The sequence below is a fragment of the Stenotrophomonas genospecies 5 genome (assembly GCF_054473825.1).
Genome location: NZ_JBTMUW010000004.1, coordinates 83,703 through 106,146, shown reverse-complemented (window position 1 = coordinate 106,146; position 22,444 = coordinate 83,703). Strand labels below are relative to the sequence as shown.

The window sequence follows — 22,444 nt, the reverse complement described above, 5'->3', positions numbered from 1 at the left end:
TATTGTTGCATGACCCTGGTCCTGGCCTCCACCTCCCGTTACCGCCGCGAACTGCTGCAGCGGCTGGCCCTGCCGTTCGAGTGCGCGCGCCCGGAGGTGGATGAAACGCCGTTGAGCGGTGAAGCCCCGCTGGATCTGGCGGTACGCCTGGCCGCGGCCAAGGCGGCCGATGTGGCCGCCCGCCACCCGGGCGCCTGGGTGATCGGCTCGGACCAGGTCGCCGATCTGGAAGGCCGGCCACTGGGCAAGCCAGGCACGGTCGATGCCGCTTGTGCGCAGTTGGCGGCCATGGCCGGACGCACCGTACGCTTCCACACCGCCCTCAATCTCACACGGGACGGAGAATCTTTCGCAGCGCTGGATCTGACCGAAGTGCGCTTCCGTCATCTTGATGCCGCGGAAATCGCCCGTTATGTCGCTGCCGAGCAGCCCCTTGACTGTGCCGGCAGCTTCAAATGCGAAGGACTGGGCATCAGCCTGTTCGAAGCCATCGACAGCCGCGATCCCACTGCGCTGGTCGGCCTGCCCCTGATCGCCCTGTGCGGCGTGCTGCGCAGGGCCGGATTCCGGGTGCCCTGAGCCCCGGGGTAGCGCCTTCAGCGCTTCTCCACCACGAACGGCTGCTCCTGCCATGCTTCCACGCTGCCGTCGTGGCCGTACAGGCGCAGGCCCAGCCAGTGCTTGCCCGGTGCCAGCACGGAGGTATCGAGGCTGGCATCGAAGCCCACGGCCGGATGCTGCGGATCGGTGCTGTCCGGCCAGGCCGGGCGCAGGTCGAACTCGCGACCGTAGCGTGCATCGCCGATCGAGCGGCCATCGACCAGCACCTCCACGCGCGCCAGGCCGACGCCGTCCTTGAAGGCCCAGCCCCGGATCGCCAGCGTGCCGGACACCTTCTCGCCATTGGACGGCGCATCCAGCCACGCCATCGCCGGCGTCACGCAGGGCCCCGGCGCGCGCTGCGCCGGCAGGCGGAACAGCAGGAAGCGCTGGAAGCCGTGGTCACTGCTGACAATCCGTGGTGCCGGCAGCGGCCCCACCTGTTCGCAGACCGCGTGATAGCGGTCCAGCAGCTCGCGGTACCGCTGGTCGCTGGGTGACAGCACCAGCAGCATGGGCGCGGTGCGCTCACCGGCATGCACCAAGTTCCACTGCGCCAGCTGCGCCGTGCGGCCATGCTTGTCGTTGAGCGGGTGCGGCAACACTTCGATATCGCCATCGCCCAGCTGGAAGCCCAGCTCGGCCCCCACCTTGAAGTTGCCGGCCAGGACACGCGTGCCTTCCGGCATCTGCTGCAGTTCCTCGCGGACCGCCGTGGCCAACGGCTCCCAGCCGGCGAAATTGCGCGGGTAGTACTTGCTGCCGGCCATCTGCTCGCGCAGTGCCGGCGTGGATGCCATCAGGTAGTAGCCGAACGCCAGCACCATGCCCAGCCCTGCCAGCCACCACCCTGTCCTGCGCAGCCAGCGCGGCCATCCATTGAGCACCACCGGTACCGCGACCAGCAGCGCCAGGTAGCCCGGCAGCGGCCAGTGGAAACTGATGCGCTCGACATCGGTGAAGAACCCCAGCAGGAAGATGCCCAGCGTCGATACGCCGCCCACCAGCCCGAAGTAGCGCCACTGCACGCGCGCACCACCACCGCTGCGCGTGCCGGCCAGCGCCACCTTCCACATCGCGATGCACAGGATAGGGGTGACCAGCATCGGCTGGATCACCAGGAACCACAGCCCACCCCACTCGAACGCCCAGGGATGGCGCTCGACCACCTGGAACTTCAGCCCGGCATCGTGGTTGTCCGCATTCCACGCCAGCAACGGCAACCAGGCCAGTACACCGATGGCCAGCGCGACCCAGACCCGCGGATCGGCCAGCATGCGCCGGCCCTGCGGCAACGCCAGCAACGCGATGAAGCCGACGCCGATCACGCCGATGAAGCGATAGTGGCTGAGCGCACCGATCAGCAGGCCCAACGCCAGCTTCATCGCCGATGATGCGTCCACGTTGTGCAGCAGGCGCGCACCCGCGTGCAGGCACAGCACGGCCGCCAGCGCCATGGGTACGTCCGGCACCGCCAGCAGCCCCAGCGTGGCCGACAGTGGCATCAGCAGAGTAAGGCTGCCTGCCTGCCAACCGGCCACGGCACCGAACCAGCGCGTGGCGATGCGCGAAACCAGCCAGGGCAGCAACGCACCTATCGCCAGGAACGGCAGGCGCAGGGCCAGCACGTGATGACCGCCGATCTCCACGCCCAGCCGGGCCATCCACGCGGTCAGGCCCGGCAGATCGGAATAGGCCGCCGCCAGGTGCTGGCCTTCCTGCCAGTAGAACGCTTCATCGACGAACAGTGGCAGGCGCGCGGCCACCACCAGCTTGGCCGCTGTGACCAGCGTCCATAACCAGAGAAAAATCGTCCGTGCGCGCTGTTCGCCCTGCATTGCTCTATGGATAATCGAGGAGATTCCAGATCAGAGACGATCATGCCAGCTTCGTCCCCCAGTCCCAGCATGCTAACCGATCAACTGCGCCAGTCCCTGCGGGAGGCCCAGGATCAGGTCAACGCGCTGGTGCTGGGCAAGGTTCCGGAAGTGCGGCTCGCCTTCGTCGCGCTGCTGTCCGGTGGACATCTGCTGATCGAGGACCTGCCCGGCCTCGGCAAGACCACGCTGGCCCACGCGCTGGCCAGCAGTCTGGGCCTGGGCTTCCAGCGCGTGCAGTTCACCTCGGACCTGTTGCCGGCCGATGTGCTTGGCGTATCGGTGTATGAGGCAGGCAGTCGCCAGTTCCAGTTCCATCCCGGCCCGGTGTTCACCCATGTGCTGCTGGCCGATGAAATCAACCGCGCGCCACCACGCACGCAGAGCGCGCTGCTGGAGGCCATGGCCGAACAGCAGGTGACACTGGATGGACAGACGCATGCGCTGCCGGCCCCCTTCTTCGTGATCGCCACCCAGAATCCGGTGGACCTGTCGGGCACGTTCCCCTTGCCCGACTCGCAGCTGGACCGTTTCCTGCTGCGGCTGGCGATGGGCTATCCCAGCCCGCAGGCCGAGCGCGAGCTGCTGCGCGGCACCGATCGCCGCGACCTGATCGCACGTGCGATGCCGAAACTGGACGAAGTGCAGGTGCGGGCATTGCGTGAGGCCGTAGGCCAGGTCCACGCCAGCGACGCGCTGGTCGACTACGTGCAGGCCCTGCTGACCCGCAGCCGCCAGCATGCAGGCGTGCGCGTAGGGCTGTCGCCTCGTGCCGGACTGGCGCTGCTGCGTGCAGCCCGGGCGCATGCGCTGCTGCTCGGCCGCAGCCATGTCATTCCCGAAGACGTGCAGACGCTGTTCGTGGCGGTGGCGGGGCATCGACTGGTGGCCGAAGCCGAGTCCAGCTCCGGGCCTGCGCTGGCACGCGCGATCCTGCAGACCGTCACGGTGGACTGAGCGTGGTCTCGCGCTGGGCGCGGCTGCAGCTGCTGGCACGCCCGCGTGCGCCGGAAGCACTGCCGCAGCGGTTGAACCGCCACCGCATCTACGTGCTGCCTACACGCTTCGGCCTGTTCGTCGCCACGCTGCTGTCGGCGATGCTGCTGGGTGCGCTGAACTACAACAACAACCCCGCGTTGCTGCTGGCGTTGCTGCTGGCGGCGGCGGCAATCGCCAGCGCCATTGCCGCGCACCTGCAGTTGTCGGGCGTGCAGATCGATGCGATATCCGCCGAGCCGGTGCCTGCCGGCCAGCCGCTGCGGCTGCGCGTGGACCTGTCGCTGCGTGATCCGCGGCCACGACAGGGGCTGCACCTGCAACTGGGCGACAGCCAGGCCTGGACCTCGCTGCCGGCACAGGGGCGCGGCGAAGTGGAGCTGGACGTCCCCAGCGAACGTCGCGGCTGGCGGGAGCTGTCGCGCATCCGCCTGTCCACCACGCAACCGCTGGGCCTGGTCCGTGCGTGGTCGTGGGTGTGGCCGGAACAGCCATTGCTGGTGTATCCCCAGGCCGAAGCGTTGGCCCCCGCGCTGCCGGAGCGCGGCAACGATCCATTGCACACCCGCGCCCACGCCAGCGGCGAAGAGCTGCACCAGCTGCGCCCCTACCGCGCCGGAGACGCGCCACGCAGCATTGCCTGGAAGCACTCCGCGCGCCGCGACAGCCTGCTGGTCCGTGAGTACGAGAAGCCGGTCGGCATCGAGGTCGTGCTGGACTGGCACACGCTGGCGCCACTGCCGACCGAAGCGCGCATCGCACGCCTGGCGCGCTGGATCGACATGGCCGAACGCGGCGGTCGCCGCTACACCCTGCTGCTGCCCTCGCATCCGCCACTGGGGCCGGGACAGGGCGCCAGCCATCACCATCTCTGCCTGCGCGCGCTGGCGCTGATGCCGCATGACTGACGCCGCGCCCACGCTCGACCGCAACGCCCGCACCTGGACCCTGGCCAGCGCTGCGCTTGCGCTGCTGCCACTGCTGCTGCAGTTGCCGCCGATGCTGGCCACGGTGATCGCGCTGGCTGCGCTGCTGACGGCCGCGCTGTCGTGGCGACGCGTGTTGCCGATGCCGGTGCGCCTGCTGCTCGTGCTGGGCATGCTGGCCGCCATCGTCTGGCAGATGGGCCTGGTCCGTCCCGGACGCGATACCGGCTGCGCACTGCTCGCCGCGATGCTTGCAATCAAGTCCAGCGAGCTGCGCAGCCTGCGCGATGCACGCAGCCTGCTGGGCTTTGCGCTGTTCTCGCCATTCGCCGCCTTCCTGCTGGACCAGGGCCCGCTGACCACGCTGCTGGCGGCGCTGGCCGGCCTTTGTGCACTGCTGGCCCTGCAGCGCCTGGCACAGGGCGAGGGCCACGCCGACGCCTTGCCGTTGCGCGGCCAGCTGAAGGGCGTCGGCCGGCTGCTGGCGCTGGGCCTGCCACTGGCGCTGGCGTCGTTCTGGCTGTTTCCGCGTCTGTCCACGCCGCTGTGGGGCGTACCCGAACGCGCGGTCAGTACGCCGGGCCTGTCCGACAGCATGGAGCCGGGGCAGTGGCTGGACCTGATGGCCGACGACACACCTGCGCTGCGGGTGCAGTTCTTCGGCGCCGTACCCGATCCGGACCAGCGCTACTGGCGAGGACCGGTGTTGACCGACTTCGATGGCCGACGCTGGACCCGTGACCGTGCCCGCACGCAGCGCCCACCCGCGATCGTCGATGCCGGTGCGCGCGGCTGGGACTACCAGATCGACTACGAGCCGACCGACCGCCGCCAGCTGGTGGCACTGGATCTGCCCACCCGTGCGCCGGAAGGCAGCACGCTGGATGCGGACATGAGCCTGCTCAGCGACCGCACGCTGTCGGCGCTGAGCCGGTGGCGCCTGCACTCGGCGCCGCCGCAGCACTTCGACAGCGCGCTCCCCCCCTACCTGCGACGCGCAGCGCTGCAGTTGCCGGCCGGCTTCAATCCACGCACCGCCACCCTCGCCCGGCAGTGGCGGCAGGAGGCGGGCAGCAACGATGAGGCCGTGGTACGTCGCGCCCTGCAGTGGATCACCACCGATTTCTCCTACACGCTGGACACGCCCGTGGCCGGCCGCGACCCCATCGATGAATTCCTGTTCGGCTACAAGGCAGGCTTCTGCGAGCACTTCAGTTCGGCCTTCGTGGTGCTGATGCGCAATGCAGGCATTCCGGCCCGCGTGGTGACCGGCTTCGCCGGCGGCACGCGCAATCGGGTGGGCGACTACTGGGTTGTGCGGCGGATGGATGCCCACGCCTGGGCCGAGGTCTGGCTGCCGCAACGGGGCTGGGTGCGGGTCGATCCCACGGCCGCCGTCGCCCCCGAACGCATCCTGGACACCCTCGACGATCGCCTGCTGGCAGACGCCGGCAATCCGCTGCAACAGCGCTGGCTGCAGCTGGGTCAGATGGGCGACTGGCTGCGCCGTGGCTGGAACGACCTGGTGCTGTCCTTCGATGCGCGCCGCCAGCAGCAGCTGTTCAGGCCCCTGGGCCTGGACGACATCAAGCCGGGACAGTTGCTGTCAGGCTTCGTGATGGCCGCGTTGGCAGCCGTGCTGTGGATGGCATGGCTGCTGGCCCGGGGCGAGCGCGAACGCGACCCGCTGCTGCGCGCCTGGCACCGCCTGGGCCGGCGCTACGCCCGGCTCGGCCTGGCCCGCGAACCGCACGAGCCGGCACTGCTCTGGGCCCGTCGCGTCCATGCGTGCCGGCCCGATCCGGCCCTGCTGGCACTCAGCCAGCGTTTCGCCGACGCGCGCTACGCTGGAACTTGCACCGACCTCGCTTCATTATTGCGGGACCTGCGCAGGCATCGCCCGACTTCCGGAGCCTCCCCATGAACACCAAGTTCCTTCTCACCGCTGTGGCCACGCTGGCCCTGTCGGCCTGCGCCACGGCCCCAAAGCCGCTGCAGGGACAGTTCAGCCTGGTCTCCCCGCGCGATTCAGTCGCCACCCAGCAGGTCGGCACGCCCGTGCGCTGGGGCGGCCGCATCATCGAAACCAAGCCCGGCCAGGGCGAGACCTGCTTCCAGATGATCTCGCGCCCGCTCAACGCCTCCGGCCGGCCGAACACCACCTCGTCCGATGCCAGCGACGGCCGCTTCATCGCCTGCCGCTCCGGCTTCTACGATCCGGCGGTGTTTGAACCCGGCCGTGACGTGACCTTCATCGGCAAGATCGATGGCTACCAGAACACCCGCATCGGCGAGTACGACTATCGCCTGCCGAAGCTGTCGGCCGATGTGATCTACCTGTGGCCGGAGCAGCGACAGGTCGACGTCGTGCCCTACCCCTATGGCCCCTGGGGCCCGGGCCCGTATGGCCCGTACTGGGGCTACGGCCGCTGGGGCTGGTGGTAACCCCCCTCCGGTACGCATGACGCAGAAGGCCGCCCACCGGGCGGCCTTCTGCTTGCACGGCATCGCGCCGGCCGGCGCTTACTTCCCGGGCGCGCCGAAATGGCCCAGCGGCGCGCCGGCCAGCAGATGCATGTGGATGTGGAACACGGTCTGCCCTGCATCCTCGCGGCAGTTCATCACGATGCGGTAGCCCTGCTCGGCAAATCCCTCGCGGCGCGCATACTCGGCCGCCGCCAGGGCCAGCTTGCCGATCAGGTGCGCCTGCGAAGGCTGCAGGTCGTCCAGGGTCGGAATGATTTCATTCTTCGGAATGAACAGCACGTGCACCGGCGCCTGCGGCGCGATGTCCTTGAAGCCCAGCACGTCCTCGTCTTCATAGACGATGGTGGCCGGAATCTCGCGACGGATGATCCTGCTGAAAAGGGTTTCGTTGCTCATGGTCGGCCTCGGTGAAATGTCGCCTGCATTGTAGGCAACCCCCGCCCTTCAAAGGGCCAGGCCGTCAATCGCGGAATTCGCTGCGGGTGCCGAACGCGTGCGACAGCGTGCCGCGATCCACGTATTCCAGTTCGCCCCCCAGCGGCAGCCCCTGCGCCAACCGGCTCGGCCGGACCTGGCGGGCCCGCGCCAGCTGCGCCAGATAATGCGCGGTGGCCTCTCCCTCGACGGTGGCGCTGGTGGCGATGATCAGCTCCTGCACTTCGCCTTCGCCAAGGCGCTGCTCCAGCTGCTCCAGGCCCAGGTCGCGCGGACCGATGCCGTCGAGCGGCGACAGACGCCCCTGCAGCACGAAGTAGACACCCCGGAAGCCGGTGGCATTCTCGATGGCAAGGCGGTCGGCGGGCGATTCCACCACGCACAGCTGGCTGCGCTCGCGGCTACCGTTGGCGCAGGTCGGGCACAGTTCGGTTTCACTGAAATCGCGGCACTGCGCGCAGTGGCCGATGCGCTCTACGGCCAGCGCCAACACCTCGGCCAGGCGCTGGCCGCCGTCGCGTTCGCGTTCCAGCAGGTGGTAGGCCATGCGCTGCGCGGTCTTCTGGCCCACGCCAGGCAGCACCCGCAGCGCATCGATCAATTGTTCAAGCAGGGGTGCGGACACGGCAGCTTCTGGCTTTATGGGTGTGCGCGGCACCCGGCAACGCGGGCACCGCGCTGACGATCAGAACGGCAGCTTCATGCCCGGCGGAAGCTGCATGCCGGCGGTAGCCGAGCCCATCTTCGACTTCGATTCGGCATCGATCTTGTTGGAGGCATCGTTGAACGCCGCGGCGATCAGGTCTTCCAGCATCTCCGGGTCACTGGCCAGCGACGGGTCGATGCGCACCTTGCGGCACTCCTTGGCACCGGTCAGCGTCACGCTGACCATGCCACCGCCGGCACTGCCGGTCACTTCGATCCTGGCGATTTCTTCCTGGGCCTTCTGCAGGTTCTCCTGCATCTTCTGGGCCTGCTGCATCAGTTGGGCGATGTTGCCGCGCATAGTGTCTTACTCGTCAAAAGAACGGATGGAATCGGAAACGACCCGGGCGCCGTGTTGCTGGATCAGCACCTGCACTTCCGGATCGTCCATGAAAACAGCCTCTGCCACCTGTTGCCGCTCGCCGCGCTGGCGATCGGCGCGCTGGTGCAGGGTCTCGGCCGGAACGTGTTCGGTTTCCACGGTCTCGACCACGATCTTCAGCGCGTGCCCCAAGGCCTTTTCCAGCATTTCGCCAAGAGCGGCCAGCGCGCGTTCCGAGCGCAGGTACTCAAATCCGGGCGAAAGCCCCAGTTTCAAGGTCCCCTGCCGGCAGGAGATGAAGGCGGCATTGGCCGCAAGCTGCCGTGAAGGCCCGCTCAGGCCGCTGTTGGCGACCAGGTCCAGCCAGTCTTCCGCCGTCGCCAGCTCGCCGATGTCAGCCCGCGCGCCCGTCTCCGCCGACGCGACGGGCGCAGGTGGAGCGATGACGATGCCCTCGGAACGGAACGGACGCTCGGGCGCGGCTGATGCAGCGACCGGAGGCGACGGCTCATGCCAGGGCGCGACCATGGCCGCGTCCGGCGTGGCGACATCCGCAGCCAGTGCCTGGTCGCGGGCCTCGGCCTCGTCCGTGGCCCACGGCGGAAGATCATCGACGGCCACCGGCACCGGGATGCCGTCGGCCTTGACCGGCGGCGGCGACACCGGTTCTTCGACCGGAACCGGCTTCGGCTCAGGCGCCGGATCAGGTTCGGGTTCGGGCGCCGGCTCTGGCTCCGGGTCGGGTTCGCGTGGGGCGGCCTGCGCAGGCACGCGGGCCGGGATCGCGGCAGCGGCGGCCACCGGGGCCGTTTCCTGGCTGCCAGCACCCGCCCCACCACCGGGCATCGCCCCCCCGGCGGCACCGCCGGCGGCATCCACCGAACGCGGCACCGGCGGCACCGACGCTGCCGGGCGGAACGCCAGCATGCGCAGCACGGCCATTTCAAAGCCCGCGCGCGGGCTCGGCGCCAGCGACAGGTCGCGACGGCCGTTCAGGGCCATCTGATACCAGAGCTGCACCACCTCCGGACGCAGCCGCCCGGCGAACGCTGCCGCGTCCAGGCCTTCAGCCGCAGCGGCAACACCCGGTACCAGCTGCTGCACCTGGATGCGATGCAGGCCTTCGGCCAAGGCCTCCAGCACGCCACTCCAGTCCGGCGAGAATTCCGCCAGTGCCGCCACCACCTGCAACAGGCGCGAACCGTCACCTTCGGCGAGGGCATCGAGCACCGCTGCCACCTGGGTGCGATCGACGGTCCCCAGCATGGTGCGCACCACATCGTCGCGCAGCGCACCACCGGCGTAGGCGATGGCCTGGTCCAGCAGCGACAGACCGTCGCGCAAACTGCCGTCGGCGGCCTTGGCCAGCTGCACGATGGCACTGCCGTCGGCTTCGATTTCCTCGGCCGCCAGGATGCGGGTCATCTGGCCCTGGATCTGGTCCTCATCCAGGCGCTTGAGGTTGAACTGCAGGCAGCGGCTGAGCACGGTGACCGGCAGCTTCTGCGGATCGGTGGTGGCCAGCAGGAACTTGACGTGCTCCGGCGGCTCTTCCAGCGTCTTCAGCAGCGCGTTGAACGCCGCCTTCGAGAGCATGTGCACTTCGTCGATCAGGTAGACCTTGTACTTGCCGCGCGAGGGCATGTACTGCGCGTTCTCGATCACCTCGCGGACGTCATCCACGCCGGTGTTGGACGCGGCGTCGATCTCCAGCAGGTCGATGTAGCGACCGGCATCGATGTCCAGGCACGCCGGGCACTGGCCGCACGGATCGGCACTGGTGCCCTGCTCGCAGTTCAGCGACTTGGCGAAGATGCGCGCGATGGTGGTCTTGCCCACACCGCGGGTACCGGTGAACAGGAACGCGTGGTGGACCCGGCCACTGTCCAGCGCATTGCTGAGCGCACGGACCACGTGTTCCTGGCCCACCAGCTCTGCAAAACGCTTCGGACGCCACTTGCGGGCAAGGACGAGATAGGACATCAGGCCACCGTCTTCCATCGGATGCTCCATTGTGCCACGCCTGTCCATCCCCCTCCGCCTGCGACGCGCCCTGAATGGGTGCTTGTGTCCTGCCGCGCCGCCCGCTAGAATCTGCGCCCCTGCTGAGGCGTTTGCCGATGGCAGGGATCCGGAGAGGTGTCCGAGTGGTTGAAGGAGCACGCCTGGAAAGTGTGTAAGCGTCTAAACCGCGCTTCGGGGGTTCGAATCCCCCTCTCTCCGCCAGATGAATGAAAAAGCCGCCCAACGGGCGGCTTTTTTATTTGTCTGGTGGAGAGCATCGGGGTGAGAAGCCTCGCCGGGGTTCGACGGATCTGCAGGAGCAGATCCGGACCGCCGAAGGCGGGTCCCGAAGCGCAGTGCGCGCAGGGATCGGGTGCAGGGATGCACCCGACAATCCCCCTCTCTCCGCCAGACAAATGAAAAAGCCGCCCGATGGGCGGCTTTTTCATTTGTCTGGCAGCCGGGGTCGGTTGTCCAGGAAACTGCCCCCAGCCTCAACTGCTGGACAGCTTCATCAGCACCAGCCCCGACACGATCAACACCGCCGCGCCGATCCGCATCGGGCTGACCTGTTCACCCAGGAACACGATGCCGACCACGAAGGCACCGACCGCGCCGATGCCTGTCCAGATCGTGTAAGCCGTTCCCAGCGGCAAGCTGCGCATGGCCACGGCCAGCAGCCAGAAACTGGCGATCATGCCGGCGAGAGTAACCAGGGTGGGAGTGAGCCTGGTGAAGCCTTCCGATTGCTTCATCGACACGGCCCAGACGATTTCCAGCAGGCCAGCGAACAACAGATAGATCCAGGCCATGACGGCCCTCCTCTTGGCAGGGCCAGGCCGTCCTGGTCATTGATTCCCGATGTGGGGGAGGTCGTTCCTCCTGGCCCGGGATTCTAGCAACGCCCGCGCCGCCCGGCCGCGAATACGCGCCGCGGGTTACAGCAGATTCAGCGCACGGCGCTGGCGTCGATACGCATGCCTGCGCTAGAATGCGCGCCTGCCATCGGCCAGCCGATGTGCAGTCCGGCTGTGGTCTCCGGCGCACCCTGCGCTGCTTCCCCTGATCCGTGAACAGGCCGCCTCCGGGCGGCCAACGTCTCTATGGTGGCCCCGTCGGCCCCTCGCGACGCTAGGTCGAAAACCCCGCCAGGGCCGGAAGGCAGCAACGGTATCGATCGACGCGGGCGCCGAGGTCAGCCGGCGGGGCCATCGCCTTTCTGGCAGTGCCGCGCTCTGGTAAGAGGTCAACCCTGGTTGGCCCCCTCGCCGGCGCTACCGTGCTTCGGGCGTCCCTTGATGGAATACCACCCGCCATCCCTGCCCATGCCTGCGCCACAACGAACTGCGCAGCACCCAGCGCTGCGGCTGGCCATCCAGGTGGTAGCGGCTGCGATAACGCACCTGGGCCAGGTCTGGTGCCAGCAACGAGACCGCGTACTGCTCCGATTCGATCTGCACCTGCGCCCGCTCCAGCGGAATCTCCGCCAGCGCAGCCGCACGGCCATAGCACTGGCCGGAGCTGCCGATCTCGCTGAAATCCTCATCCAGCAGTTCCGACAGCCGCGCGCGATCACCGCGCACCTGCGGGGTGTGCAGCGCGCGTTCCAGATGTTCCAGCTCGGCCGCCAGCGCCGCGTCGGCAGGCTGGCCAGAGGTATTCACGGCGGATCCTGCGCCAGCACGTGCGGCGCGGTCGGGGTCGCCAGCGGCACGCACTGGCCCGGCTGTGCCACGCGGTGTCCGCGCGCGGCCAGCGCAGCACCATCGGCCACGCTGGCGTAGTGGTACAGCATCATCCGCGCCTGCAGCTCAGCGCTGTACTCGCGCTCCAGATCATCGACCCCGGTATGCGATGGATTGCCGTGCAGGCCGCAGTCGTGGGCGATCAGCTCGTTGTCACTGGCGTACCGCGCCAGCATCTCCGGGATCGGCCGGGTATCACCGCTCCAGGTCAGCGCGCCCTGCAGGCGCAACCCATAGGCGGTCTCCGGCCAGTGGTGGCGTGCCGGGAATACTTCCAGGCGCACGCCTTCATGCCAGAACGCGTCGCCGACCACGACCAACTGGAACGCATCCCAGAAATTGGCACCGCCCTCGGCCAGCACATTGGGGTAATCGCCGATGCGCCTGTGCAGCAGCGGCACCACGGTGGCCGGCACATACAGGCGCACCTTCCCACGCTGCTGCGCGTTGAAGTAGGTATCCACGAACAGCCGCTCGAAACCGGCCACATGGTCCAGGTGGACATGCGTGATGAACAGCGCCTGCGGCATGTGGCCGTAGTGCGCCTTGAAGGCGGTCAGGCCTTCCCCGCCACAGTCGATCGTCAACCACGGCCGACCTTCGCGCTCGATCACCGACATCGGTGATCCCAACTCGACCGCCGACGCATTGCCGACGCCGAGGAAACGCAACGACCAGTCCATCAGGTGCCCCGGTTCCAGGCCATGTCATAGGCGCGGCGCAGCCGCGCGTAGTCCTTCTGCACGTCCTCTACGCTGCGCTCGCCGCGCAGCTTGATCAACGAGCGCAGCAGGCGCTTGAGGTTGCGCTCCCGCCAGGCGGTGGCCGGAATGCGGATGACGCCACGATCGAAGTCGATCAGCCAGCCATGGCCGTTGCTGTCGAACAGGATGTTGTGCGCGTTGAGGTCGGCATGGTCCAGGCCGGCACGGTGGAAGCGGGCGATCAGCCGACCGGTCTCTTCCCACGGCGCGCCACGTCCGGCAACCAGCGCGCGGTCGGCCAGCGAACGCACCCCTTCGATCCGTTCCATCAGGATCGCCGCCCGGTAGCGCATGCCCTGCCGCATGTAGAAAGCCGCCACCGGCCGGGGAACCGGCAGCTTCAGCGCGCGCAGGGCCCGCATCAGCCGGAACTCGGCAAAACTGCGGGTCCGGTCGGCGCCCCGCCACAGGTACTGGTCGTGGCTGATCCTGGCCACCAGGCCACCGCGCAGGTAATGGCGCAGCACGCTGGGGCCGAACGGCGCGTCGACGAACCAGGCGCTGCCACGTCCCCCTTCGCCCACCGGCCGGGCCCGGCTGCCCCAGTGCTGGGGAGAGAACAGGCCGATGTCGGCTTGCCGCAGGCGCTCGCGGTCGAACAGAATGGCCCCGATGCCGCGACCCTCGCGGCATGGCGTCAGCGCTTCATTGGCGTCGAATGCGACCATTTCTTTGAGTCTAACAACACATGGCATCAGCGTCCTCATCCTTGTGCCTTCTGCGCCTGTCCGCACTTGGCGATGTCACCCACGTGGTGCCCCTGGTGCGTACGCTGCAGGCCGCACGCCCGGACACGCCGATCCACTGGATCATCGACAAGGCCGGGCAGAAGCTGCTCGAGGGTCTGCCGGGCGTGACCTTCCATGCCTACGACAAGAAGAGCGGCATGGCCGGCGTCAAGGAGCTGCGCAAGCAGCTGCCACCGGGGCGCTTCGAGGCGCTGCTGCAGATGCAGGTGGCCTTCCGCGCGAACCTGCTGTCAGCGTTCATCCCGGCCGAACGCCGCATCGGATACGACCGCAGCCGCTCGAAGGACCTGCATGGGTTGTTCATCAACGAACGCATTCCGGACCGCCCCGGCATCCACGTGCTGGATGCGATCGGCAGCTTCTGCGAGCCGCTGGGCCTGCACCAGACCGACGTGAGCTGGGACCTGGCCGTGCCGCCGTCCGCCTTCGAGTGGGCCGCGGCGCAGTGGCAGGACGATGGCCGGCCGGTACTGATGATTTCGCCCTGCTCCAGCCACGTCCGCCGCAACTGGTACGCCGACCGCTACGCGGCCGTCGCCAACCATGCCACGCAGCGCGGCTGGCAGGTGGTGCTGTGCGGTGGGCGCAGTGAACTGGAACGCAGCATGGCCGACGCGATCCAGGCCCAGCTGCACACGCCGGCACTGGACCTGGTCGGCAAGGACACGCTCAAGCAACTGCCTGCGCTGCTGGCACGCGCCAATCTGGTGATGACACCCGATTCGGGACCGATGCATATCGCCAATGCCATGGGAGCGAAGGTGCTGGGCCTGCACGCGGCCAGCAACCCGCACCGCAGCGGCCCTTATTCGGATCGCCGCTACTGCGTGGACCGCTATGACGACGCCGCACGCAAGTATCTCGGCAAGCAGGCCGCCGACCTCAAGTGGGGCACCAAGATCGAGTTCGATGATGTGATGGAACTGATCACGGTCGAGGACGGCATCGCCGCCTTCGAACGTTACGTGACCGACCACCTCACCTGAGTCGATGGATCATCGGTAGCCGGGCCACGCCCGGCGGATCCATCTCACCCGCGCTGTGCGTAATCCTGGTACGACTTCTCTTCCACGTAGGCAGAGCCCAGTGCCAGGTTGATCGCCTTCTTGATGCGCGCACGCTCGTCGTTGCGCAGATACACACTGCGTGCAAGGTCGATGAAGCCCTGGTCGAACGCCTGCGCCTTCTCCTTCAGGCGGATGTCGTCCTCGATGTCCCACAACTGCTCGTTGACGGCCTTGAGTTCACCGCGCAGCTTGGCGATGTCCTTAACCGCGGCCGGGTGCGCCATCCAGGTCTGCTCCAGCGCCGACAGCTCCTTGCGCACGTTGGCCAGCTTGCCCTCGTCGCTGATCCGCTCGGACTTGATCTGCAGGATCGAAATCTTGTCGAGCAGTTCGCCAAAGGACACGGGAACGAGGATTTCAGCAGTCATGGGGGAGCTCCAGCAGGTGATGCGTACATGTTAACCCGCAGCACCCCGAGGGGAGATCCATTGCCGCCCCGCAACGCGCGCGGCCAGCCGGACAACGAAAAAAGCCGCCCGGGGGCGGCTTTCTTCTTCATCTGGCGGAGAGGGGGGGATTCGAACCCCCGAGGCGCTATAAACGCCTGCCTGATTTCGAGTCAGGTACATTCAACCACTCTGCCACCTCTCCGGGTGGCCCCGGCGAACCGGGGACGCGCATCATACGAGGAAGTGAGGCTGCCGACAAGTCTCCTGGGCCCTGCGGCGCAATTTTCCTGCCGCCATGCCTTGCCGGATGCCGGTCACGCCGTGATGATGCCCTCTCCCCCGCGCTACTCCGCCCCGCACACCATGATCGAATTCGGACATCTCACCCATCCCGGCCTGCGCCGCGAGCTCAACGAGGACACCTATTACGGTGACAGCGAGCTGGGCGTGTGGCTGGTGGCCGATGGCATGGGCGGGCACGCCTGCGGCGAGGTCGCCAGCGCGCTGGCGCGCGAAGCCATCGTCCGCGAGATCCGCCGCGGCGCGTCGCTGGAGCAGGCCATCCGCACGGCCGACGAAGAGATCATCCGCGCTTCGCGGCGACGCAACGATACGCTGCCGATGGGCACCACCGTGGTTGCCGCGCGCGTGCAGGGCAATCGCTACGAAGTGGCCTGGGTCGGTGACAGCCGGGCCTACCTGTGGCGCGACGGCCAGCTGGCCCAGCTCAGCCAGGATCACAGCGTGGTGCAGGAACTGGTCACGCAGGGCAACCTGACCGCGGAGCAGGCGCGCGCGCATCCGCACCGCAATGTGGTCACCCAGGCGCTGGGCGTGACCGATCCGGCGCACCTGAACGTGGCCACCACCCGTGGCGAACTTCGTCCCGGCATGCAGCTGCTGCTGTGCAGCGATGGCCTGACCGAGGAGGTCGATGATCGTGGCATCGCCCGCACGCTGGCCTTCGACGACGCCAGCGCACAGGAATGCGTGGATACGCTCGTCGCCGCCGCGCTTGATGGCGGCGGCCGCGACAACATCAGCGTGATCCTGGTCCGCTGCCACTGAGCCAGCGGACCGCACGCGCGCCCTGCGCCGAGGGTCTACGCGCTGGCAGGCTCTTCCACTTTCGGGCCGTCCCACAGCGCGTGACCGGCCTTCTTGCGCAGGCGTTCCAGTCGCGCGGCGTGCGCTTCACGTTCCGATGCGGTGGCGACCACGCGCGGACGCGGCAGCAGCTTGGCAGCATCGAACGCCTGCAGCACCGCGCCACCCGCGCCGGCCTCGTCCTCGCCCAGGCCGAAGCCGATCTCTTCCTGCCCTGACGTCAGCGCGATGTAGACATCGCCCAGGATCTGCGCATCGAGCAGGCCGCCGTGCAGTGCACGGTGCGAATTATCCACGCCCAGCCGCTTGCACAGCGCATCGAGCGAGTTGCGCTGGCCCGGGAAACGCTCTCGCGCCATCGCCAGGGTGTCGATCACGGTGCAGCGATCGGTGATCTTCCCGTACTGCGGCCCCAGCAGGGACAGCTCGTTGTCGAGGAAGCCCAGGTCGAATGCCGCGTTGTGGATGATCAGCTCAGCACCGTCGATGAACGCCAGGAACTCATCGGCGATCTGCGCGAACTCGGGCTTGTCGGCCAGGAAGTCCAGGGTCAGGCCGGTGACTTCCTGCGCGCCCTGTTCGAACTCACAGTCCGGCTTGATGTACTGGTGATAGTTGTTACCGGTGGGGCGACGCTTGAACAGCTCCACGCAGCCGATTTCGACGATGCGGTTGCCCTTCTTCCACTCCAGGCCGGTGGTTTCGGTATCGAGAATGATCTGACGCATGGGCTCAGTTTACCGGGCTGGCATCGCGGATCTGGATGGCGGCATTGCGCGCCAGCGTATCGACGCGTTCATTGTCCGGATCGCCGGAATGCCCCTTCACCCAGCGCCAGTCGATCTGGTGCCGCAGCGTGGCCGCATGCAGCCGCTCCCACAGCTCGCGGTTCTTCACCGGATCACCGCCGGCGGTCTTCCAGTTCTTGCGGATCCAGCCCGGCATCCATTGGGTCAGGCCCTGCCGCACATACTGGGAGTCGGTGAACAGCACGATGTTGCAGGGCTCGGTCAGCGCCTCCAGGCCGGAAATGGCCGCCATCAGTTCCATCCGGTTGTTGGTGGTATGCGCTTCGCCGCCGCTCAGTTCACGCTCGTGGTCCTTGTAGCGCAGCAACGCGGCCCAGCCGCCGGGACCGGGATTGCCGAGGCAGGATCCGTCGGTATGGATTTCGATGGTTTTCAATACAGCTCCAGAATCAGGTAGCAACGGTGCCATGCCAGCGCACCGGCAGCGGTGTCGGCCCGGGCAGGGCCAACGTACGTTTTTCGGCATGGAACAGGCAGGCCGCGCGCAGCGGGGCCCAACCCCCGCGGCCACGACTGCCGGCGCCCTGCCAGAGCGGGCCCAGGTAGCGCATGTCGTCGCAGTCCAGCCCGTGACGACCCAGCAGCTGGCGGATCCGCTGCGGCGTACGCACCGTCAGGCCATGCTGGCGCCAGTGGGTGCGGAACGGACTGAACGGATTAAGGCTGCTCAACCACAGATGGCCGCCGGGCATCAGCACCCGCTCGCACTCGTCAAGCAGCTGGTCGGCATCAGCGGCCGTCACGTGCTGCAGCACGATGGCATTGACGCTTTCGGTGGCCAGCGGCAGCGGCAGACCGCAGCACGCATCGCCGGCATAGCGGCCGCCATTGCGGTACAGGCGCAGGCCGCGCCCGCCCGGCTGCGCATCTTCCAGCCAGGCAGCGCTCGGCGCGATCCACATCCAGGGCTGTGCGGGCAGCACCGACAGCTGTGGCAACAGCAGTTGCCGCTCCAGCACGCGCAGGGCCGCCGCCGGCTCGCTGTCGAACCACGGGGCCAGGCTCGCTTGACGGGTGCTCTGCAGCGCGGGCATGGTCCAATTCTATGCGACTGACTGCCCTGCCCGCATTTGCGGACAATTACATCTGGGTGCTGATCGATGATGAAGGCGCTGCCATCGTCGTCGATCCCGGTGATGCCGCGCCGGTGCTGGCGCTGGCCGAACAGGGCCTGCGCGTGGATACCATCCTGCTGACCCACCATCACGACGACCACATCGGTGGCGTGCCGGCCCTGCGTGCCCGTTTTCCCGGCGCGCGGGTGGTCGCACCGGTGGAGGAACGCATCACCACCGCCACCGAACGCGTCGGCGAAGGTGAACGCGTTCAGGCACTGGGCCGGACGTTCCACGTACTATCCGTGCCCGGGCATACCCGCAGCCACATCGCGTTTCACACTGCTGAACATCTTTTCAGCGGAGATTCGTTGTTCAGCCTGGGCTGTGGACGCCTGTTCGAAGGTACGCCGTCCCAGCTGCTGGCATCGATGCGCACGCTGGGTACCTTGCCTGCACGACTGCTGCTTTGTTGTGCCCATGAGTACACCGTGTCAAATGCCGTCTTCGCGCGGCATGTCGACCCCGCCAACGCTGCCCTGCGGCAGCGCCAAGAGGAGGCTTTGGCCATGCGCCGCGATGACCGTTCCACCCTGCCGGTAACCCTGGCCAACGAACTGGACTGCAATCCGTTCCTGCGTGTGCACACCGCGCCGATCCGCGCGGCGGTGTCGGCGCACCTGGGGCGCGACGTCGTTGACGATGTCGATGTCATGGCCGGTCTCCGGCATTGGAAAGACGGCTTCCGCGCATGATGCGCCGAAGTCTGCCGCTGGCCCTGGGCATCGCTCTGGGGCTGGCTGGAACCGCAGGCGCGCAGTCGCTGAGCGCTGGCATCGGCCAGAATCTCACCGCCGCTGCTGCGTTGCCCCTGGACGCCTCTTCGCTGCCACCTGCATCGGTGCGCAATGGCCAGGAGATCTTCTCCAGCTTCCGCGATGGCCTGGCTGAACCCACCTGCGACGCCGAGGCCACCAGCCCGCGCTGGCAGAAGCAGTTCGCGCACGCCCCTTCGCGCCTGGCCAACCAGGATGACGATGCACTGGTCCTGTTCGGCTATGTGGTCGAAGAACTGCGCAAGGCCAACCTGCCGACCGAATTCGCATTGATTCCCTTCGTGGAAAGCGGCTACCGGCCCAATGCCCGCAATGGCAGCGGACCGACCGGGCTGTGGCAGTTCATCGCCACCACCGCCCGCAACCATCGCGTGCCGATGGCCAACGGCTACGACGGCCGCCTGTCGGCGGTGGATTCGACCCAGGCCGCGGTGCGCTACCTGAAAACCCTGCACGGCATGTTCGGCGGCGACTGGCGGCTGGCCACCATGGCCTACAACGCTGGCGAATATCGCGTGCTGCAGGCGCTGCGCAAGGCAGGCATGAATGCGCAGAACGCCACGCCCTCAGCCCTGCCCGGACTGTCGCCGGTCACCTATGCCTACGTCGAGAAGCTTCACGCCCTGGCCTGCGTGCTGGAAGACGTGGAAGAACAGCCGGGCGTCATGGCCTCGCTGGACCGCACCGTGCCGGTGCTGAAGGATCATGCCCTGCCGGCCGGCACCAGCGTCCAGCAGTGGGCCGCCCAGCGCTCACTGGACCCGGCACGCATCGCCCGCCTGAATCCCGCCCTGGCCGCCGGTGGCCGCCCCACGGGCACCACCCGGGTGCTGGCCCCTGTCGCAGCGGCGACCGCCGACGTGGTGGACAGCAAGACGGCGCTGGCGGCCTCGGTTTCGCCCGCCTCTGCCCCCGCTGCCTCGCCAGCGCCGCAGGTTGCCCGCACCGTCGCCGCCGCCGTCGACCGTCCGCGCAGCCGTCGGCATACGGTGCGCAACGGCGAGTCGGCCTGGACCATTGCCCGTCGCTACGGCATGCCGGTCAAGGCGCTGCTGTCGCTGAATGGCCTGAGTGGCAGCAGCGTGCTCAAGCCGGGCGCGGTGCTTCGCCTGGAAGACTGACCGGCGCACAGCAGCGCCGCGCGATCCTCCTGCTACCGGGCACCCGCCCACGAAAAAGGCCCGGCAATGCCGGGCCTTTCCGTTCTGCCCGCCGTGGGCTTACAGATTCGCTTCGGTGGTCTGCACCACGAACTTCTTGCGCATCGCGTCGATGTAGGCCTTGGCTGCGGCCATGCCGTCGATCTGGCTCAACTGTTCCTTCAGCTGCTTCTGCTGCTCGGCGGTCACGTCCTTGATGTCGCCCGGATTGACCTTGTTCACCGCGAACACCAGCGCACGGCCGTTGACGTCGACCTTGCCGTAGGTCGGCTTGCCTGCGGTGGGTACCGGCGCGCTGAAGATCGCGCTGTTGATTTCCGGGGTCGGCACCGGCTGGCCACGCGGCAGGCCCGGCATCGGGCTCAGCTGCAGCTTTTCGCTGGCAGCCAGCGACTGCAGGGTGGCACCGCCCTTCAACTTGGCCAGCAGCGCTTCGGCCGCCTTGTCGCTGGCCTGGCGCTGGCGGTCGGCACGAATCGCGGCGATCACCTGCTCGCGGGCCTTCTCCAGCGGCAGCGCCTGCTCCGGCGTGTGGGCCGCGACGCGGATCACGACGCTGTGGTTGGTGGCGCCTCCCAGGGCGATCGGATCGCTGGCGGTCCCGTCCTGCACCAGCACGTCCGAGAACGCGGCGCGCAGCACGGCCGGGTCGCTGGCGATGCCGCTGGCGGTAGCGCGGGTGATCGGTCCCAGGGTCTGCAGCGGCAGCCCCACTTCCTTGGCTGCGGCAGCCAGGTCGCTCGGGCTCTTGTTGATGGCATCGACCAGACGGCCGGCCAGCTCGTTGAAACCGCGCTCACCGTCGGCCTTGAGCTGTTCGGCGGCCAGCGTATCGCGCACGTCCTCGAACGACTTGCCTTCGCCGCCGCGTACCGCGGCCACCTTGATGATGTGGTATCCGTATTCGGTCTTGACCGGACCGATCACGTCGCCGGCCTTGGCCGCGAACAGGGCGTCTTCAAACGGCTTGACCATCGCGCCACGCTCCACCCAGCCCAGGTCACCGCCCTGGTCCTTGGAGCCTGGATCCTCGGAGTTGGCCTTGGCCAGGGCTGCGAAGTCGGCACCGGCCGCCTTTGCCTCGGCCGCCAGCTTGTTCGCCTTGGCCTCAGCACCGTCGCCGGTAATCAGGATGTGGGCGGCCTGGCGCTGCTCGGGAGAGGTGAACTTGGCCTTTTCTTCCTCGTAGCGCTTGCGCAGGGTGGCTTCGTCGGCCGGCGTCGGCGCCGGCAGGTTGGCACCGTTGACCTCGACATACTCCAGCGAAACGGTTTCGGCCTGGCGGAAATCCTTGCCATGGCTGTCGTACCACTGCTTGATCTGCGCATCGGTCACCGGGGCCGTGTCAGCCGGCACCGGCGGCAGCGCAGCCAGCTCGACATCACGGGTTTCGCCCAGCAGCTTCAACAGGCGTTCGGTCTCGGCCTGGGTGACAAAACCGGAGTTCTGCAGTCCGGCCGGAATCACCGACTGCTGCAGGCTCTCGCGCACCAGTTCCTGGAACTGGGTCGGGGTACGCGGAGGATTGCCGCCGGCCAGCGCCAGGCGGTAGCTGTTTTCGTTGAACTTGCCATCCGGCCCCTGGAACGCCGGCATGGACGTGATGTACTCGCGCACGGCGCCATCGCCAATCACCACACCCGCCTGCTCGCCGACCAGGCGCACGACCTGCTCGTCGATCAGCTGATCCAGGACCGCCAGCTTGTTCTCGGTGCTTTCGAACGCGCGCGGGTCGAAGTTGTCGCCCTGCTGCTGGCGCTCACGCATGCGCTCCTGCTCGAAACGGGTGCGGAAATCCTGCGCGCTGATCTCATGGTGCTGCCACAGCATGCGTACCGGCCACCACGACGGCGCGGAACGCCACCAGGTCGGCGGTGCGGAAACCTTGGCCACGTTCTGTGCGCCAACGCCACCCAGGTAGCTGTTGTCGATCACGAACAGGAACGGAATCATCAGCAGCCCCAGGATCACGGTGACGATCCAGCCTGAGGTCTTGTCGCGGAGTTTCTGCAGCATGGTGAGGAATCACAAGGCCTGATTGGCGAGCCCGGCAGTGTAACCCGCTTCGTCGCAGGGACCAAAAACGCCAAGGGCGACATGCGCGCAAAGAAAAAGCCCCCGGCATTCGCCGAGGGCTTTTGAAAGTTGGCGGAGCGGACGGGACTCGAACCCGCGACCTCCGGCGTGACAGGCCAGCATTCTAACCAGCTGAACTACCGCTCCGCGCTTGAAACTTTGCAGGCGCCCAGTATATCCGAAGACACCCTGGAAACCCAGCCCAATGAACACTTTTTTCAAAGTTTTTTCACAGGGACTTAAGAACTTCGCAATGGCGGAGCGGACGGGACTCGAACCCGCGACCTCCGGCGTGACAGGCCAGCATTCTAACCAGCTGAACTACCGCTCCGTGC

Annotated in this window: 23 protein-coding genes, 4 tRNA genes and 1 other RNA gene; 11 read left to right on the top strand and 17 right to left on the bottom strand. The window is 67.6% G+C overall.

Annotated elements, in window-relative coordinates:
- Window positions 1-9: 9 nt before the first annotated feature.
- Window positions 10-579, top strand: a complete 570-nt coding sequence (locus ACX9OW_RS19545) for a Maf family protein (RefSeq protein ID WP_053519091.1) — start codon at window positions 10-12, stop codon at window positions 577-579.
- Between the two features lie 17 nt (window positions 580-596).
- Here ACX9OW_RS19545 and ACX9OW_RS19540 read toward each other — a convergent pair whose 3' ends face one another.
- A complete protein-coding gene (locus ACX9OW_RS19540; RefSeq protein ID WP_053519089.1) occupies window positions 597-2,438 on the bottom strand; it encodes a glycosyltransferase family 39 protein in 1,842 nt (613 codons plus the stop codon).
- 42 nt (window positions 2,439-2,480) lie between these two features.
- Between ACX9OW_RS19540 and ACX9OW_RS19535 the strand changes: the two genes are divergently transcribed.
- Genes ACX9OW_RS19535 through ACX9OW_RS19520 form a run of 4 tightly spaced genes read left to right on the top strand, consistent with a single transcriptional unit; the run spans window position 2,481 to window position 6,844 of the window.
- Window positions 2,481-3,434: an AAA family ATPase gene (locus tag ACX9OW_RS19535; protein WP_459062711.1), complete on the top strand. Its 954-nt coding sequence runs from the start codon at window positions 2,481-2,483 to the stop codon at window positions 3,432-3,434.
- Between the two features lie 2 nt (window positions 3,435-3,436).
- A complete protein-coding gene (locus ACX9OW_RS19530) occupies window positions 3,437-4,381 on the top strand; it encodes a DUF58 domain-containing protein (RefSeq protein WP_459062710.1) in 945 nt (314 codons plus the stop codon).
- Complete coding sequence (locus tag ACX9OW_RS19525; protein WP_459062709.1) at window positions 4,374-6,323, top strand: transglutaminase family protein; 1,950 nt, start codon at window positions 4,374-4,376, stop codon at window positions 6,321-6,323. The genes ACX9OW_RS19530 and ACX9OW_RS19525 overlap by 8 nt, the downstream gene beginning before the upstream one ends.
- Complete coding sequence (locus ACX9OW_RS19520; protein WP_065175952.1) at window positions 6,320-6,844, top strand: Slp family lipoprotein; 525 nt, start codon at window positions 6,320-6,322, stop codon at window positions 6,842-6,844. Before ACX9OW_RS19525 ends, ACX9OW_RS19520 begins: the two co-directional genes overlap by 4 nt.
- Window positions 6,845-6,922: 78 nt before the next feature.
- On the opposite strand, the gene ACX9OW_RS19515 is transcribed toward ACX9OW_RS19520, so the two are convergent.
- From ACX9OW_RS19515 to dnaX, 4 genes are all read right to left on the bottom strand, one after another.
- On the bottom strand, window positions 6,923-7,282 hold the full coding sequence (locus tag ACX9OW_RS19515) for a histidine triad nucleotide-binding protein (protein WP_128989833.1): 360 nt from the start codon (window positions 7,280-7,282) through the stop codon (window positions 6,923-6,925).
- A gap of 64 nt (window positions 7,283-7,346) precedes the next feature.
- A complete protein-coding gene (gene recR, locus ACX9OW_RS19510; protein WP_053519077.1) occupies window positions 7,347-7,946 on the bottom strand; it encodes a recombination mediator RecR in 600 nt (199 codons plus the stop codon).
- A gap of 60 nt (window positions 7,947-8,006) precedes the next feature.
- Complete coding sequence (locus ACX9OW_RS19505) at window positions 8,007-8,327, bottom strand: YbaB/EbfC family nucleoid-associated protein (RefSeq protein WP_010483846.1); 321 nt, start codon at window positions 8,325-8,327, stop codon at window positions 8,007-8,009.
- A 6-nt stretch (window positions 8,328-8,333) separates the two neighbouring features.
- Entirely contained in the window at window positions 8,334-10,349 is a 2,016-nt protein-coding gene (dnaX, locus tag ACX9OW_RS19500; RefSeq protein ID WP_459062708.1) for a DNA polymerase III subunit gamma/tau, read from the bottom strand.
- A 132-nt stretch (window positions 10,350-10,481) separates the two neighbouring features.
- Here dnaX and ACX9OW_RS19495 point away from each other — a divergent pair.
- Window positions 10,482-10,574: transfer RNA gene (locus tag ACX9OW_RS19495), tRNA-Ser, on the top strand.
- A 272-nt stretch (window positions 10,575-10,846) separates the two neighbouring features.
- On the opposite strand, the gene ACX9OW_RS19490 is transcribed toward ACX9OW_RS19495, so the two are convergent.
- Window positions 10,847-11,164, bottom strand: a complete 318-nt coding sequence (locus ACX9OW_RS19490) for a DMT family transporter (protein ID WP_053519073.1) — start codon at window positions 11,162-11,164, stop codon at window positions 10,847-10,849.
- A 300-nt stretch (window positions 11,165-11,464) separates the two neighbouring features.
- Between ACX9OW_RS19490 and ffs the strand changes: the two genes are divergently transcribed.
- An RNA gene (gene ffs, locus ACX9OW_RS19485) (signal recognition particle sRNA small type) lies at window positions 11,465-11,561 on the top strand.
- A gap of 65 nt (window positions 11,562-11,626) precedes the next feature.
- Here the strand turns inward: ffs and ACX9OW_RS19480 are convergent.
- From ACX9OW_RS19480 to ACX9OW_RS19470, 3 genes are read right to left on the bottom strand one after another with little or no spacing between them, the layout of a single operon-like run.
- Window positions 11,627-12,016 (bottom strand): nuclear transport factor 2 family protein, encoded by a 390-nt coding sequence (locus ACX9OW_RS19480; protein ID WP_053519070.1) that lies wholly within the window; start codon window positions 12,014-12,016, stop codon window positions 11,627-11,629.
- Window positions 12,013-12,780, bottom strand: a complete 768-nt coding sequence (locus ACX9OW_RS19475; RefSeq protein WP_459062707.1) for an MBL fold metallo-hydrolase — start codon at window positions 12,778-12,780, stop codon at window positions 12,013-12,015. The genes ACX9OW_RS19480 and ACX9OW_RS19475 overlap by 4 nt, the downstream gene beginning before the upstream one ends.
- Window positions 12,780-13,529 carry a 3-deoxy-D-manno-octulosonic acid kinase gene (locus ACX9OW_RS19470; RefSeq protein WP_053519066.1) on the bottom strand — a complete coding sequence of 250 codons (750 nt, stop codon included), beginning with the start codon at window positions 13,527-13,529 and terminating at the stop codon, window positions 12,780-12,782. The genes ACX9OW_RS19475 and ACX9OW_RS19470 overlap by 1 nt, the downstream gene beginning before the upstream one ends.
- Window positions 13,530-13,549: 20 nt before the next feature.
- Here ACX9OW_RS19470 and ACX9OW_RS19465 point away from each other — a divergent pair, with 20 nt between their 5' ends.
- On the top strand, window positions 13,550-14,596 hold the full coding sequence (locus ACX9OW_RS19465) for a glycosyltransferase family 9 protein (RefSeq protein WP_459062706.1): 1,047 nt from the start codon (window positions 13,550-13,552) through the stop codon (window positions 14,594-14,596).
- A 44-nt stretch (window positions 14,597-14,640) separates the two neighbouring features.
- Here the strand turns inward: ACX9OW_RS19465 and ACX9OW_RS19460 are convergent, their stop codons facing one another.
- The gene (locus ACX9OW_RS19460) at window positions 14,641-15,045 is read right to left on the bottom strand and encodes a DUF6165 family protein (RefSeq protein ID WP_053519062.1); all 405 of its coding nucleotides are present in this window, start codon (window positions 15,043-15,045) and stop codon (window positions 14,641-14,643) included.
- 132 nt (window positions 15,046-15,177) lie between these two features.
- Window positions 15,178-15,268 (bottom strand) — tRNA-Ser (locus ACX9OW_RS19455).
- 161 nt (window positions 15,269-15,429) lie between these two features.
- Between ACX9OW_RS19455 and ACX9OW_RS19450 the strand changes: the two genes are divergently transcribed.
- Window positions 15,430-16,134, top strand: a complete 705-nt coding sequence (locus tag ACX9OW_RS19450; RefSeq protein WP_053519060.1) for a PP2C family protein-serine/threonine phosphatase — start codon at window positions 15,430-15,432, stop codon at window positions 16,132-16,134.
- Between the two features lie 35 nt (window positions 16,135-16,169).
- Here ACX9OW_RS19450 and dnaQ read toward each other — a convergent pair whose 3' ends face one another.
- Genes dnaQ through ACX9OW_RS19435 form a run of 3 tightly spaced genes read right to left on the bottom strand, consistent with a single transcriptional unit; the run spans window position 16,170 to window position 18,016 of the window.
- Window positions 16,170-16,901, bottom strand: coding sequence for a DNA polymerase III subunit epsilon (gene dnaQ / locus ACX9OW_RS19445; protein WP_053519058.1), 732 nt, complete (start codon window positions 16,899-16,901; stop codon window positions 16,170-16,172).
- 4 nt (window positions 16,902-16,905) lie between these two features.
- Window positions 16,906-17,358 carry a ribonuclease HI gene (rnhA, locus tag ACX9OW_RS19440; RefSeq protein WP_053519056.1) on the bottom strand — a complete coding sequence of 151 codons (453 nt, stop codon included), beginning with the start codon at window positions 17,356-17,358 and terminating at the stop codon, window positions 16,906-16,908.
- 13 nt (window positions 17,359-17,371) lie between these two features.
- Entirely contained in the window at window positions 17,372-18,016 is a 645-nt protein-coding gene (locus ACX9OW_RS19435; protein WP_053519054.1) for a methyltransferase domain-containing protein, read from the bottom strand.
- 11 nt (window positions 18,017-18,027) lie between these two features.
- Here ACX9OW_RS19435 and gloB point away from each other — a divergent pair, with 11 nt between their 5' ends.
- Both gloB and ACX9OW_RS19425 read left to right on the top strand, forming a co-directional pair.
- A complete protein-coding gene (gene gloB, locus ACX9OW_RS19430; RefSeq protein WP_053519052.1) occupies window positions 18,028-18,792 on the top strand; it encodes a hydroxyacylglutathione hydrolase in 765 nt (254 codons plus the stop codon).
- On the top strand, window positions 18,789-19,994 hold the full coding sequence (locus ACX9OW_RS19425) for a lytic transglycosylase domain-containing protein (RefSeq protein WP_459062705.1): 1,206 nt from the start codon (window positions 18,789-18,791) through the stop codon (window positions 19,992-19,994). Before gloB ends, ACX9OW_RS19425 begins: the two co-directional genes overlap by 4 nt.
- A gap of 99 nt (window positions 19,995-20,093) precedes the next feature.
- On the opposite strand, the gene ACX9OW_RS19420 is transcribed toward ACX9OW_RS19425, so the two are convergent.
- The 3 genes from ACX9OW_RS19420 to ACX9OW_RS19410 all read right to left on the bottom strand — a co-directional run bounded on the left by ACX9OW_RS19420 (window position 20,094) and on the right by ACX9OW_RS19410 (window position 22,440).
- Window positions 20,094-22,049 carry a peptidyl-prolyl cis-trans isomerase gene (locus ACX9OW_RS19420; protein WP_263177705.1) on the bottom strand — a complete coding sequence of 652 codons (1,956 nt, stop codon included), beginning with the start codon at window positions 22,047-22,049 and terminating at the stop codon, window positions 20,094-20,096.
- 130 nt (window positions 22,050-22,179) lie between these two features.
- Window positions 22,180-22,256, bottom strand: a tRNA-Asp gene (locus ACX9OW_RS19415).
- 107 nt (window positions 22,257-22,363) lie between these two features.
- Window positions 22,364-22,440: transfer RNA gene (locus ACX9OW_RS19410), tRNA-Asp, on the bottom strand.
- Window positions 22,441-22,444 lie beyond the last annotated feature (4 nt).

Bases quoted from the DNA above. Each gene is read 5' to 3' on its own strand.
- ACX9OW_RS19540 (WP_053519089.1), bottom strand. From the start codon at position 2,438: ATGCAGGGCGAACAGCGCGCACGGACGATTTTTCTCTGGTTATGGACG.
- ACX9OW_RS19505 (WP_010483846.1), bottom strand. From the start codon at position 8,327: ATGCGCGGCAACATCGCCCAACTGATGCAGCAGGCCCAGAAGATGCAG.
- ACX9OW_RS19545 (WP_053519091.1), top strand. From the start codon at position 10: ATGACCCTGGTCCTGGCCTCCACCTCCCGTTACCGCCGCGAACTGCTG.
- ACX9OW_RS19450 (WP_053519060.1), top strand. From the start codon at position 15,430: ATGATCGAATTCGGACATCTCACCCATCCCGGCCTGCGCCGCGAGCTC.
- ACX9OW_RS19420 (WP_263177705.1), bottom strand. From the start codon at position 22,049: ATGCTGCAGAAACTCCGCGACAAGACCTCAGGCTGGATCGTCACCGTG.
- ACX9OW_RS19515 (WP_128989833.1), bottom strand. From the start codon at position 7,282: ATGAGCAACGAAACCCTTTTCAGCAGGATCATCCGTCGCGAGATTCCG.
- ACX9OW_RS19425 (WP_459062705.1), top strand. From the start codon at position 18,789: ATGATGCGCCGAAGTCTGCCGCTGGCCCTGGGCATCGCTCTGGGGCTG.
- ACX9OW_RS19435 (WP_053519054.1), bottom strand. From the start codon at position 18,016: ATGCCCGCGCTGCAGAGCACCCGTCAAGCGAGCCTGGCCCCGTGGTTC.
- gloB (WP_053519052.1), top strand. From the start codon at position 18,028: ATGCGACTGACTGCCCTGCCCGCATTTGCGGACAATTACATCTGGGTG.
- ACX9OW_RS19535 (WP_459062711.1), top strand. From the start codon at position 2,481: ATGCCAGCTTCGTCCCCCAGTCCCAGCATGCTAACCGATCAACTGCGC.
- dnaQ (WP_053519058.1), bottom strand. From the start codon at position 16,901: ATGCGTCAGATCATTCTCGATACCGAAACCACCGGCCTGGAGTGGAAG.
- ACX9OW_RS19525 (WP_459062709.1), top strand. From the start codon at position 4,374: ATGACTGACGCCGCGCCCACGCTCGACCGCAACGCCCGCACCTGGACC.
- ACX9OW_RS19490 (WP_053519073.1), bottom strand. From the start codon at position 11,164: ATGGCCTGGATCTATCTGTTGTTCGCTGGCCTGCTGGAAATCGTCTGG.
- ACX9OW_RS19520 (WP_065175952.1), top strand. From the start codon at position 6,320: ATGAACACCAAGTTCCTTCTCACCGCTGTGGCCACGCTGGCCCTGTCG.
- ACX9OW_RS19475 (WP_459062707.1), bottom strand. From the start codon at position 12,780: ATGGACTGGTCGTTGCGTTTCCTCGGCGTCGGCAATGCGTCGGCGGTC.
- ACX9OW_RS19470 (WP_053519066.1), bottom strand. From the start codon at position 13,529: ATGGTCGCATTCGACGCCAATGAAGCGCTGACGCCATGCCGCGAGGGT.
- ACX9OW_RS19460 (WP_053519062.1), bottom strand. From the start codon at position 15,045: ATGACTGCTGAAATCCTCGTTCCCGTGTCCTTTGGCGAACTGCTCGAC.
- ACX9OW_RS19465 (WP_459062706.1), top strand. From the start codon at position 13,550: ATGGCATCAGCGTCCTCATCCTTGTGCCTTCTGCGCCTGTCCGCACTT.
- dnaX (WP_459062708.1), bottom strand. From the start codon at position 10,349: ATGGAAGACGGTGGCCTGATGTCCTATCTCGTCCTTGCCCGCAAGTGG.